The sequence below is a fragment of the Acinetobacter sp. ANC 4862 genome (assembly GCF_004336635.1).
In the GTDB taxonomy this organism is placed as follows: Bacteria; Pseudomonadota; Gammaproteobacteria; order Pseudomonadales; family Moraxellaceae; genus Acinetobacter.
Map to the genome: position 1 here is coordinate 143567 of NZ_SJXH01000001.1, position 12903 is coordinate 156469.

At 41.3% G+C, this 12903-nt stretch carries 10 protein-coding genes, 4 tRNA genes and 1 pseudogene; 11 read left to right on the top strand and 4 right to left on the bottom strand.

Annotation, left to right across the window (positions count from 1 at the left end; genetic code table 11):
• Nucleotides 1-3: 3 nt before the first annotated feature.
• Both lldR and lldP read right to left on the bottom strand, forming a co-directional pair.
• Nucleotides 4-747 (bottom strand): transcriptional regulator LldR, encoded by a 744-nt coding sequence (lldR, locus tag E0409_RS00640; protein ID WP_131286576.1) that lies wholly within the window; start codon nucleotides 745-747, stop codon nucleotides 4-6.
• Between the two features lie 19 nt (nucleotides 748-766).
• A complete protein-coding gene (lldP, locus tag E0409_RS00645; protein ID WP_171458763.1) occupies nucleotides 767-2446 on the bottom strand; it encodes an L-lactate permease in 1680 nt (559 codons plus the stop codon).
• 512 nt (nucleotides 2447-2958) lie between these two features.
• On the opposite strand from lldP, the gene argG reads away from it, so the two are divergent.
• A complete protein-coding gene (argG, locus tag E0409_RS00650; RefSeq protein ID WP_131286580.1) occupies nucleotides 2959-4302 on the top strand; it encodes an argininosuccinate synthase in 1344 nt (447 codons plus the stop codon).
• Nucleotides 4303-4363: 61 nt separating this feature from the next.
• Here the strand turns inward: argG and E0409_RS00655 are convergent, their stop codons facing one another.
• Nucleotides 4364-5623 carry a diguanylate cyclase gene (locus E0409_RS00655; RefSeq protein ID WP_131286582.1) on the bottom strand — a complete coding sequence of 420 codons (1260 nt, stop codon included), beginning with the start codon at nucleotides 5621-5623 and terminating at the stop codon, nucleotides 4364-4366.
• A 154-nt stretch (nucleotides 5624-5777) separates the two neighbouring features.
• On the opposite strand from E0409_RS00655, the gene pyrC reads away from it, so the two are divergent.
• The 10 genes and pseudogenes from pyrC to E0409_RS00695 all read left to right on the top strand — a co-directional run bounded on the left by pyrC (nucleotide 5778) and on the right by E0409_RS00695 (nucleotide 11391).
• The gene (gene pyrC, locus E0409_RS00660; protein WP_131286584.1) at nucleotides 5778-6812 is read left to right on the top strand and encodes a dihydroorotase; all 1035 of its coding nucleotides are present in this window, start codon (nucleotides 5778-5780) and stop codon (nucleotides 6810-6812) included.
• The gene (gene rnt / locus E0409_RS00665; RefSeq protein ID WP_131286586.1) at nucleotides 6797-7456 is read left to right on the top strand and encodes a ribonuclease T; all 660 of its coding nucleotides are present in this window, start codon (nucleotides 6797-6799) and stop codon (nucleotides 7454-7456) included. Before pyrC ends, rnt begins: the two co-directional genes overlap by 16 nt.
• A gap of 20 nt (nucleotides 7457-7476) precedes the next feature.
• Nucleotides 7477-7552: transfer RNA gene (locus E0409_RS00670), tRNA-Glu, on the top strand.
• Nucleotides 7553-7949: 397 nt separating this feature from the next.
• Nucleotides 7950-8114, top strand: coding sequence for a hypothetical protein (locus tag E0409_RS16425; RefSeq protein WP_165541277.1), 165 nt, complete (start codon nucleotides 7950-7952; stop codon nucleotides 8112-8114).
• A 133-nt stretch (nucleotides 8115-8247) separates the two neighbouring features.
• A pseudogene (locus E0409_RS17035) lies at nucleotides 8248-8379 on the top strand (hypothetical protein); the annotation flags it as partial.
• A gap of 140 nt (nucleotides 8380-8519) precedes the next feature.
• Nucleotides 8520-8595: transfer RNA gene (locus tag E0409_RS00675), tRNA-Glu, on the top strand.
• A gap of 112 nt (nucleotides 8596-8707) precedes the next feature.
• A complete protein-coding gene (locus E0409_RS00680; protein ID WP_131286588.1) occupies nucleotides 8708-10126 on the top strand; it encodes an amino acid permease in 1419 nt (472 codons plus the stop codon).
• Between the two features lie 80 nt (nucleotides 10127-10206).
• Nucleotides 10207-11100, top strand: coding sequence for a hypothetical protein (locus tag E0409_RS00685; RefSeq protein WP_131286590.1), 894 nt, complete (start codon nucleotides 10207-10209; stop codon nucleotides 11098-11100).
• Between the two features lie 127 nt (nucleotides 11101-11227).
• A tRNA-Glu gene (locus E0409_RS00690) sits at nucleotides 11228-11303 on the top strand.
• Between the two features lie 12 nt (nucleotides 11304-11315).
• A tRNA-Glu gene (locus tag E0409_RS00695) sits at nucleotides 11316-11391 on the top strand.
• Nucleotides 11392-11621: 230 nt separating this feature from the next.
• Here the strand turns inward: E0409_RS00695 and E0409_RS00700 are convergent.
• Nucleotides 11622-12866 carry an NADH:flavin oxidoreductase/NADH oxidase family protein gene (locus E0409_RS00700; protein WP_131286592.1) on the bottom strand — a complete coding sequence of 415 codons (1245 nt, stop codon included), beginning with the start codon at nucleotides 12864-12866 and terminating at the stop codon, nucleotides 11622-11624.
• Nucleotides 12867-12903 lie beyond the last annotated feature (37 nt).

Here is a 12903-nt window from a genome sequence, read left to right on the forward strand (position 1 = left end):
AACTTAGATCCTATTTAATCGACTCGCACGCTGACGACGAGCTTCTTCTTCATCAATCAAACGTACTTGTTGAACTACAAATTCAATATGCCCACAGACTGCCTTTCGTGCAGCTTCTGGGTCTTGACCTACAATTGCATTCATCACTTGTAAGTGCTGATCATGCAACTGTTCAAAATGGCGTGGTGCGGTATAGACTTTGCGTCGACCGAGCATCACGTTGTATTGCAATAAATCGAACAGACCACGCATCATCTGAATCAACACCAAATTGTGTGAAGCTTCTGCAATTGCCAGATGAAACTTGGCATCCGCAATAGCGGCTTGAGCATCATCACCAAGCGACTGAAAATGATTGATCTGTTCATAACATTGACGAATATTTTCTAAATCTGCTGGCGTAGCACGTTGTGCCGCATACCAGGCCGTTCCACCTTCGAGCACCATGCGCGCTTCTTGCACATCAAAACGATACTCAGGGTCTTGATGCATCAAGTTTGACAGGGGTTCTACAATTTGGTGCTGTGACCACGTTGCGGGAAGCTGCTGTAGATAGGTCCCCGCACCGGCTTTACTCAACAAAATGCCGATACTGCTCAATTGTTGAATCGCTTCGCGCAAAGAACTTCGCGACACACCCAATTGCTCACAGAGTTTACGTTCTGCAGGCAAACGTTCTCCGACTTGCATATTGCTTTGTTCGATCAATAAGCGTAAGCGTTGTACAACTTGGTCGGAGACTTTCATTTATTTTCCTTGTCCGTAGTTACGGAATCATCCACGGGAATACATAAGCTTGTAATGTCACGATAATACCAATCATGACTGTAAAGCTAATACTATGTTTTACCGTAAATCGGAATAAATCTGATTCTTTGCCTACAAGCCCTACCGCCGCACATGCAATCGCGATGGATTGGGGCGAAATCATTTTACCTGTGACCCCACCACTGGTATTGGCTGCCACCAGTAAAACTTCCGGCACCCCAATTTGCTGAGCCGTCGTTGCTTGCAAAGCTGAGAACAATGCATTTGCAGAAGTGTCTGAACCTGTGAGAAATACCCCGACCCAACCCAAAAATGGCGAGAAGAAAGTAAAGGCCTGACCGGTATGTGCCAGTGCTAATGCCAAAGTCGCAGATAAACCTGAATAATTGGCAATAAATGCAAAAGCCAACACCATACCAATCGAATAAATCGGGGTTTTCAATTCATTGACTGTTTCAGCAAAAGTCACCACTGCTTCTTTCGGCTTCATTTTTAAATAAATGATAGTGATAACTGCAGCAATCATGATTGCCGTCCCTGTCGCAGAGAGCCAATCAAATTTATAGATCGCATCGTAATCTTTTGCTTCAGGCACCACAGGCGGTAATTTTTGAATCAATTGGTGCAAATAAGGCACTTTAATCGAAATCACCAAATCATTGAGCGCACCGTCTTTAGCAAATAAATCTTTAAACGGTTTGATACTCCATACCGTGACCATCGCCGTTAAGACTGCAAATGGAGACCATGCTTTGGCAATTTGACCCAAGGAATATTTCGGTTGATTGCTGAGGTCTATATTTACATTAGTGTTTAAATTGGCCTGATCTTCATTTTCAAAACGGAAAATGTGTTTTGGCTGCCAAAATTTCAGCAATACAGTCAAACTCACCAATGATGCAATCGCAGCGGTAATATCAGGTAACTCAGGACCGACAAAATTCGATGTTAAATATTGAGCCAGCGCAAAAGAACCACCACCGACTAAAATCGCAGGCCAGGTTTCTTTGACACCGCGCCAACCATCCATAATCGCCATGATCCAGATCAACACGATTGGTACCATAATGGGCAGTTGACGACCGACCATTTGGCTAATTTCCAGGGTATCTACGCCTGAAACCTGACCTGCAACAATGATTGGAATCCCCATTGCACCAAATGCTACAGGCGCAGTATTTACAATCAAACACAGCCCTGCTGCATATAAAGGTTTAAAGCCAAGCCCCACCAATAATGCCGCAGTAATTGCGACGGGTGCACCAAAGCCTGCTGCACCTTCCAAAAAAGTACCGAATGCAAAACCGACCAACAGCATTTGTAAGCGCTGGTCTTCTGTAATCGATAAAATTGAAGAACGGATGATGTCAAACTGGCCCGTTTTTACTGAAACCTTGTAGAGGAAAACTGCACCAATGATGATCCAGGCAATCGGCCATAGACCATAAAAGAAGCCGTAAACCATTGATGAAAGCGCCATCGACAATGGCATATCATATAAAAATAATGAAACCAAGAATGCGAGAGCGACGGTAATGGTTCCCGCCACACTGCCCTTCATCCGAAACACCGCCAGTGCAAGGAAGAAAAATACAATGGGAATCAGTGCAATCGCGCTTGAGATCCAGATATTGCCCATAGGATCATAAATTTGTTGCCATTGTTGAAGCATTTTCATCTCCTTGAAATGCTTAAGCGACTTAATATCGAGCTTTGATCATCCCTACAAACAATTTTGGTATGACCAATTTAATTAAATCCAGACCAATAGAGATCTTTCATAGCTAATTATGCTAATTAATGTCAAAATAAAGATCAATAGTTAATTTAATAAACAATATTGGTATGACCAATTTAATGATTTTTTGATTAATTTATTCTCATTTTTAAGGTATTTTTATTTTTTTCAATTTACAAATTTAATTTAAATTCATAGATTTAATAAAATTGATTTATTCACCTATAACTTTGGTCTTATGCTCGCGATAAATTCAGCCATATTCAGTTTTTCAAGCTGATTTATCTTTATTTATTTTTTTAAATGAATTGAATAAAATTTTAGCTATTTTTTGAATCTTGCTTTTTTTTTGCAAAAACTTGCGCTTTGAAAGGTGTTACAATATCTTCATTCAAAATTCTCCTTGGCCACCAATATACGTGGTGCCTATTTCAAAATAGTTAGGACTAACAATGACTGATAATGCAACAATCTTGCAGAATGTACCCGTAGGCAAAAAAGTAGGTATTGCCTTCTCTGGTGGTCTAGACACTTCAGCTGCCCTTTTGTGGATGAAACAAAAAGGCGCAGAACCTTATGCTTATACAGCAAATTTAGGTCAACCTGATGAAGACGACTACGATGCAATTCCTAAGAAAGCTGAAGCGTATGGCGCTGTAAAAGCGCGTTTGGTTGACTGCCGCTTACAGCTTGCACTTGAAGGTATTGCTGCAATTCAATGTGGCGCATTCCATATCAGCACTGGTGGTGTTCCTTATTTCAATACGACTCCATTGGGTCGTGCAGTAACAGGCACCATGCTTGTTACCGCAATGAAAGAAGACGACGTAAACATCTGGGGTGACGGTTCAACTTATAAGGGTAACGACATTGAACGTTTCTACCGTTATGGTTTGCTGACCAACCCGAACCTTAAAATCTATAAACCTTGGTTAGACCAAACGTTTATTGACGAGTTAGGTGGTCGTGCCGAAATGTCGCAATTCTTAATCGACAACGGCTTTGACTATAAAATGTCAAAAGAGAAAGCATACTCAACTGACTCAAACATGTTGGGTGCGACTCACGAAGCCAAAGATCTTGAGTATCTTGATGCCGGCATCAAAATCGTAGACCCAATCATGGGCGTTGCATTCTGGAAAGAAGAAGTTGAGGTTAAACCTGAACTTGTATCTGTGACTTTTGAAGAAGGTACTCCAGTTGCATTGAACGGCCAACGTTTTGACAATCCGGTTGAATTGATTCTTGAAGCGAACCGTATCGGTGGTCGTCATGGTCTAGGGATGTCGGATCAAATCGAAAACCGTATCATCGAAGCTAAATCTCGTGGGATCTATGAAGCACCAGGTATGGCGCTTCTTCATATCACTTACGAACGTCTTGTAACGGGTATTCATAACGAAGACACCATTGAACAATACCGTATCAACGGTTTACGTTTAGGTCGTTTATTGTACCAAGGTCGCTGGTTCGATTCTCAAGCGTTAATGCTTCGTGAAACTGCTCAACGTTGGGTTGCTAAAGCAATCACAGGTACTGTGACTTTAGAACTTCGTCGTGGTAATGACTTCACCATCATGAACACTGAATCTGAAAACCTCACTTATGAAGCTGAACGTTTGACGATGGAGAAAGGTGATTCTATGTTTACGCCTATGGACCGTATTGGTCAGTTAACCATGCGTAACCTGGACATTACAGATACACGTGCGAAACTTGGCATCTATACCAACGCAGGTCTTCTTGCTGTGGGTACAAGTTCTGCAGTGCCGCAATTAAAAGACAAAAACAAATAAGTTTGTTTGATGTCAAAAAACCGCCTAAATGGCGGTTTTTTTATGACTGAATTTTGGGTCTTTAAGCAATATTTGACGCACGAATAGATTGATAATAAATCTGGTTTCGCCCCAGTTGTTTAGCCCGATATAAAGCTTGATCGGCAATCTTGAGTACTTCTTCTTTGCTTAGTTCATTTTCCCCACGATAAACTGCAATCCCCAAACTAATCGTGATATAGCTCGACACCGCTGATTTGGCATGTGGAATTTCCAGACGCTCTACTGCCTTAAAAATATTCGATGCAACCGCATATGCACCATGTGCATCGGTCTCAGGCAATAACACCACAAATTCTTCGCCACCATAACGCGCAACAAAATCCATATGCCGAATGGCGCCTTTAATGGATTTAGCAATCGAAAAAATAACATCATCACCTTTTTGATGACCGTAAAAATCATTATAGTTTTTAAAAAAATCTACATCTATAAACAAAATGGATAAAGAGGTGTGCTCTAGACGAGTTTGCTGATAAAAAACTTCCATCATTTCATCGAAAGTACGACGATTTGAAATTTTCGTCAGTTGATCGTTCTGACTCAGATGCAGCAATTCTGAATTATGAATGCGGTGAATTTTTTCACTGATTCTGGCCCGCATCGAATACAAATAAATCATCCGTTCACGTGCAAAAATCATATGACTAATGACATAACCCAGCACACAGCTTCCAGTAAGAATACGTCCCAGCACCATGGCATCAAAAGCAACATGTAGCCCTAAAAATAATACAATGGTGAACATTGCTGCTGACATGCCTGTCATCAACATGTGAAATGGTTTTACCCCAGTAAGAATATAGCCAAGAATATAAATAATACATAAAATAGCCATGGCTTGATGCTGTAGTGCAACCGTTTCCACCGTCACGGTCAACCATGACATGGAAACAATGGCCCAAAATTTGACCACCATCGCGGCGTGAGCAAAATATGGACGCAGTTTCGGGAAATAAGCAAAGAAGAATAAAGCCAGCAAACATAAACCACCGTTCACCAGTGCCAACATGGTTTGCACGAAATCATGGACGAAATATTGCTGGTCGATAATCCAGTAGTCACTTGGGATCATGACTACCATAAAAACAAAATAGCTTAAAACACCTCCCCAGAGGTATTTTTCAATATGTTTACGCGCGCGTTCTAAATTTTTAGACCAAAATTCCTGTTCTAATTTTTTTGGAAAAACTTGCCCTACACGGCGACTTTGCTGCGTAATCAGTTCTTCTACTTTTTCTTTATCGTACTGTAATTTAGCCAGATTATACTTGTATTCCATTCGCAAGCATTATGTAGTTATTTTTTAGTTACTTAAAAGTAACACAATTTTATTATTAATATTTAAATATATATCGCCATTTGTCTTTAATTCTCGTTACCATTTTCACACTTTATAGATTATCATTTGTTTTATTTCTTTGATTGAAATGGCCTTGAATACAATCACTCTTCTCCAGCCAGATGATTGGCATGCTCACCTTCGTGATGGTCTTGCTTTAAAACGTACGGTTCCCGATTTAGCCAACCAGTTTGCACACGCAATCTGTATGCCAAACACTGTTCCTCCTGTGAAAACAGTTGAAGAAGCGATTGCTTATCGTGAACGTATTTTGGCACATGTACCTGAAGGTGTTTCATTTGATCCACGTATGGTGCTTTACTTTACAGACTTCACCAAACCTGAGGAAGTTAAAAAAATAAAAGAATCTGAACATGTAAATGCCATCAAGCTATACCCTGCTGGTGCAACCACAAATTCAGACAATGGTGTCAGCGATATTCGTAAAGTTTATGCTGTGATCGAACAACTTGAAGAGCATCAAGTCCCTTTACTGCTTCATGGTGAAGTCACCCATAACCATGTCGATATTTTTGATCGTGAAAAACGCTTCCTGGATGAAGTCCTTTCTCCGCTATTAAAACAGTTCCCTAAGCTTAAACTGGTGCTAGAACATATCACCACCAGTGAAGCTGCGCATTTTGTACTCGAACAAGACCGCAATGTTGCTGCAACCATTACTCCGCAGCATTTATTGTTTAACCGTAATGATATGCTTGTGGGTGGTATAAAACCGCATTTCTATTGTTTGCCGATTTTAAAACGTCAAACCCATCAGCAAACTTTACTTGAAGTGGCGACCAGCTCGAATCCTAAGTTTTTCCTGGGTACAGACAGCGCGCCGCATTCAAAAAATGCCAAAGAAAATGCATGTGGCTGTGCGGGTTGTTATAGTGCGCCTACCGCAATTGAATTATATGCTCAAGCTTTTGACCAAGTCGGTAAAATTGACCGTCTGGAAGGTTTTGCCAGCCACTTCGGTGCTGACTTCTATGGTCTGCCGCGTAATACCAACACCATTACTTTGGTTAAAGAAGAGCAAGTTATTCCGACAAGTTTAGACTACTTGGATGGTGAAAAAATTATCCCCCTATATGCGGGTAATACCATCCAATGGAGAAAAGTGTGACAGATGAAACCCAACCAATAATTGGTCAGCGTTTCCGTGGATTTCTACCTGTTGTTGTCGATGTCGAGACAGCAGGTTTTAACTCGCAGACCGATGCCTTATTGGAAATTGCAGCAATCCCGATCATCTATAATGAAGAAGGTCTATTTGTGCCAGGCGAAGCCCATCACGCACATATTAATCCTTTTGAAGGGGCTAATTTAGACCGTCGCTCACTCGATTTTATTGGGGTTGATCCATTTAATCCGATGCGTATGGCCATGGCTGAAGATGAAAAAAGCGCCTTAAAACGTATTTTTAAATCTGTAAATGAAGTTCGTCGCCAGCAGAATTGCACCCATGCAGTTTTAGTCGGTCATAATGCGCATTTTGATTTGGGTTTTGTACAAGCAGCCATTGCGCGTACCGGAACTAAAAATCAAAATCCATTCCACAGTTTTTCGGTGTTCGATACCGTGACTTTAAGTGCAGTCATGTTTGGTCAAACCGTACTGGCAAAATCGTGTATTCACGCTGGAATTGAGTTCGATGGCAAGGAAGCACACTCTGCTTTATACGATACTCAAAAGACTGCGGAACTGTTTTGCTATATTTTGAACAAACTCGCACCTCACCTACTTGACACTCTGGTGGCGGATCAATAGGATACCGCCATCTTCTAAACGTCCCTATCGTCTAGAGGCCTAGGACATCGCCCTTTCACGGCGGTAACCGGGGTTCGAATCCCCGTAGGGACGCCATCTATTCTTTCTCCTCGCTTAAATCCAATTTCTTAAAAGCATTCTATTCTTTAGATTTCGCTATATTGCTCAATACTCTATCGATGCTATTGATTATTTTAATTTCTATTAAAATATTTGATTAAAATAGCTTTCATTCTATTTTAACTCTTGAAGTCACATTCCAATTGCTAAAGACTTGACTGGCATATTCAAGCGGATAGTCAACAATATGAAAAAACTGGCATAACGTGTAAATAATGATGAAACATTAGTTCTGAAATCGGTCGTCAATTTATGACTGATCTTACTTTTAAGTTCTAATCTTAAAAGTTTAACTCCTGAGCAGGTCGGTGCTCTTTTTTTATGTCAGTTTGCATGCTAACGTTACCGCCTCCCCATCAATACTGCCTCGATTATGTTGAAAAAAGTTTTTATTGTTTTAATGATTCTACTCCCTTCAGCTGTATATATTTATCTTGCCAGCAAAGATGCAGAGCATGCCCAAGAATCCTCTTCTACAGCACCTAAACAAGTACCAACACAAGAACAATCACAAAAATATCAGACACCAGATCATTAGAGGATGCCTTAAGTTATTCTTTTCATTCATCTAGTTTTCTTGTTAAATTTAGTAATGAGTCAGAAAAAACGATTTATGTGAATGTTCACTCAATCAACAATTAAAATAATTCTTTCAACTCTTTTTCTAAATTATGCAATCTCCTATACCACCTTCGCAGCATTCAGCTGCTAAGGGGCAAACCAGCTCGTTAAAAAGAGCCATGACCAAACGTTATCTCATTATGCTCTCCCTGGGTGGTGCAATCGGTACTGGTTTATTTCTGAATGAAGTGCAGTTTTAAACTGCACTTTTTTTATGTCGATTTGTCATTTTTTATGCAATCAATTCAATATTTTAAAAATAATGCAATTACAGGTTTGACAGCCCCATTAAAAATCCATAATATACGCATCACCTCCTAACGACCCTATCGTCTAGAGGCCTAGGACATCGCCCTTTCACGGCGGTAACCGGGGTTCGAATCCCCGTAGGGTCGCCATATATATCGTGCTATACGATCATTCAAGCTTCAACACTTCTCATTATTACATTGCAGATTTGTAGTTTTTCACTACAATAGCTCGCTTCATTTCTTTTTTTATTTTTCTCTTATGCAGTCATCTCATACTCCGAATGATGCTTCGCATCAGGGCAATTCTGCGCCTTTAAAACGCGCTATGAGTACTCGACACCTGGTTATGATTTCGCTTGGTGGCGCAATCGGAACAGGTTTGTTTTTAGGTTCGGGTGAAGTCATTGCACAAACGGGGCCTGTAGGTGCCATCATCTCCTATGTATTAGGCGGTTTAATTGCCTATGCTGTAATGCTTTGCTTGGGCGAACTTGCGGTGCATATGCCCGAATCGGGTTCTTTTGGTACGTATGCACGCAGATACATTGGTCCGGGCACGGGCTATATGGTTACCTGGCTATATTGGCTCACCTGGACTGCCACCCTGGGAACCGAATTTACTGCCGCAGCCTTGCTGATGCAGGAATGGTTTCCGCAAATTTCGGTCTGGATCTGGACTATTGTTTTTGCAGCGATTGTTTTTGGACTCAATATGAGTTCAACCAAACTCTTTGCTGAATCTGAATTTTGGCTATCATTGGTCAAAGTCGTGACCGTGATTAGCTTCATTATTCTAGGCTTATTGGCGATTTTCGGGATTCTCTCTTTCCAAGGTCACACCTCTGCGCCTTTATTCAGCAACCTGACCGCTCAAGGCTGGTTCCCTCAAGGCTTGTTTCCTATTTTCGCAACCATGCTGATTGTGAACTTTGCCTTCTCGGGGACTGAACTGATTGGTGTTGCTGCCGGTGAAACCAAAGACCCAGCCAAAAATGTTCCTAAAGCCATCAATGCCGCGATCTGGCGATTATTAATCTTCTTTGTCGGTACCATTGTGGTGATTAGTGCGCTGTTGCCACATCAGATGGCAGGCTTAGGTGCTGAAGGTGTAAGTAGCAGTCCATTCGTGACGGTATTTACCTATATTGGTATTCCGCATGCAGAAGATATTATTCGCTTTGTGATTATCACTGCGCTTTTATCAGCAGCCAACTCCGGTTTATATGCCGCTTCACGTATGATGTGGTCTTTATCTGACAAAAAACAATTGCCTGCTGTATTCTCCAAAGTGAACCATCGCGGTATTCCATTTATTGCAATTATGGTCACCATGCTGGGTGCCTTACCGGGTTTACTGTCAGAACAGTTTGCACCTGAAACCATCTTCAAGAACTTGCTAGGTGTGGCTGCATTTACCATGGTTGTGGTTTGGATGAGCATTTGCTTGAGCCAGTTCAATTTCCGCCGTCAGTGGTATAAAGCAGGTCATACTGCAAAAGAATTGGGCTTTGCCGCACCCCTGTTTCCAATTGTGCCGATCTTAGGTTTTGTATTCTGTTTTATTACCTGTATCAGTATGGCAACTGACCCTGAAATGCTACCGGGCTTTATCGGCTGTTTAATCTTTATTGCAGCGTGTTATCTCAGTTACTATGTTTTCTATCGAAAGCAAAACTAACACATAAAAAGAGTGGTCAAGTACCACTCTTTTTTTTAAGCTAAATAAAGACAATGACATCCATAAAAATCTGATCCGGCATGAAAATCATTTTTATTCACGGCATGAATCAACAGAATTATGATCAAGCTTCATTAAAACAACATTGGTTAACTGCATTTCAGTCCGGTTTAAATAATTCACATCTCGATATTGACCTAAAATCTCTGGAGATCCGGTTTCCCTTTTATGGAGATTTACTGAGCAAACATCATTTATATAACAGTCTGGATCTAGATACCTTTTTACCAAAATCAATCGCACATCTGCATCTTCCCTTTCACTTGGGACAGAGCAGCTGTATGGTCCAAGAACATCAACCTTGCATCCACGCATTGCCTACTTTTAATCCAAAACATTCTGAATCGTTTACTCAGCGCTTATCTGTTATTTCGGCACTCACCAAAGACCATGCATTCAGGGAATTATCCCTGTTCCTCAATCATTATCCCAAACTGCATGAAACACTGATTCATAAATTTCTAATCGAAACTTACTTATACCTCTCCAATCCAGATTTTATGCATGAAGTTCATCACAGAATCATGTCTTACCTTCACCCGGAACCAGATCACATTATCGTGGCGCATTCATTAGGGTCTGTGATTACTTACAACCTGCTGCATCAATTCACAAATTTTAGAATCCAGCGCTTTATTACATTAGGCTCCCCCCTGGCTTTTAAAGTTATCCAGGAAAAACTCATCCCCCCTATTTCCAGGCCACCCCAGCTCCAAGGCGATTGGTACAACTTCTATTCACCTGAAGACTTTTTAACAGCTTTCCCTTTATCGGAACCCCCTTTTGATTTTGATCCCCCCATTATTAACCAAATGATTACGACGCTCATTCATAATCCCCACAGCATTACCGGCTATTTACAACATCCCGCTGTCATCAAAAGCATCGTGGATGCCTTAGCGTGCAAAAAATAGAGTATTTCAAAGTATATTTCACATATTTGTTTTATTTTTATTCACTTGATTGGGTTTTTAAAGATTATCATTGAAAAAGGTTTGACAGGGTGTCATATCCACCCTATTATACGCCCACCTCTGAAACGTCCCCATCGTCTAGAGGCCTAGGACATCGCCCTTTCACGGCGGTAACCGGGGTTCGAATCCCCGTGGGGACGCCAATTCATATAGATGACCCTATCGTCTAGAGGCCTAGGACATCGCCCTTTCACGGCGGTAACCGGGGTTCGAATCCCCGTAGGGTCGCCATATTCGAGATTGAGAAATCTCAACAAAAAAGCCTGATCATCATGAATCAGGCTTTTTTTTTTTAATACCATTAAATCTAAAATAGCTTTCTATCTTTTAATTTGAAAAATAATAATCTCTCAAAATATCTACATATAAAAAGCAGACCCACCTTTCAAGCTATATTAGAGAAAGGGCAATGATCTGCTATAAAATTTCCATCTTATGGGTCGAAAGCTAGATCATCCAAACTAAGCACTGCGACGTGAATTAATCTGCCCTTTAATCATTGCGGTGATATTGCCTTTGGCATATTTAAAGAAAACTTTCAGCGGGGACAGTTTCGGGTTGGGACGTTTACCTTGGGCAATATCTTTAAACTGCGCGGCATACCAGATAATTTCCATAATCGCCATTTTATCGACCATCGGGATACCGGTTTTAATTTTATCCACTGCGTAACGAACATCATGCCCAGCAATCAGTCGATCGGTTAAATCCGTTTCCACTGCCAATGGACGGGCGATCCCAATAAAATCACAGGCGCCACTGTCGAGTGCCGCATTCATGCCCTCTACCGTACGAAAGCCCCCTGTCACCATTAAATGGCATTTCACCTGTTGACGAATCTGCTCAGCAAAATCAAGGAAATAGGCTTCACGGGCAATGGTACTGACTTTTCGTTTATCTGCTTTAGCGCCCGCCATTGCAGGGGCTTCGTAAGTTCCACCTGAAATTTCAATTAAATCAATTCCAGCTTCATCAATTGCTTTAAAGACTGCAACCACTTCATCTTCGGTAATGCCACCACGCTGGAAATCAGCTGAATTGAGTTTGACTGAAATGATAAATTGATCTGAAGTGACCGCACGTACTGCTTTATAAATTTCTAACAGGAAACGCATGCGATTTTCAATCGAGCCACCCCATTGATCCTGACGCTTATTGGTCAAGGGCGATAAAAACTGGCTGATGAGATAACCATGTGCACCATGCAACTGCACGCCTTCAAAACCAGCTTTTTCACAGATTTGGGCAGAAGTGGCAAAACGCTGAATTATGTCGAGAATTTCATCTTCACGTAATTCACGTGGTGTGCCAAAGGTTGTCGCAAGCATTGCACTAAAAGGGACCGCCGATGGTGCAACGGTTTCCTTGTTTAAGCCTTTAGGACACTGACGACCCGGATGAGACAATTGAATCAGCTGTACCATGCCATATTGTTTACCAATCTCTGCCCATTGTTTCAACTGAGCCAAATCACGCTCTGATTCAATCACCACCACGCCCGGTTCATTTTTGGCGCGGAAATCTACCATCACATTACCGCTAATGGCACAGCCCAAGCCACCTTTGGCCCAGGCTTCATAGAGATTAAAATGTAACTGGCTCGGCTGACCGGGATCATTTGCCAAGGCTTCACTCATCGCGGCTTTGATAATTCTATTTTTAAAGGGGGTATTTCGAATCGTGGTCGCTTCAGCAAGATGGCTCATATTTCAATCCTGATTTATTTGTATTTATTTAGCTTTA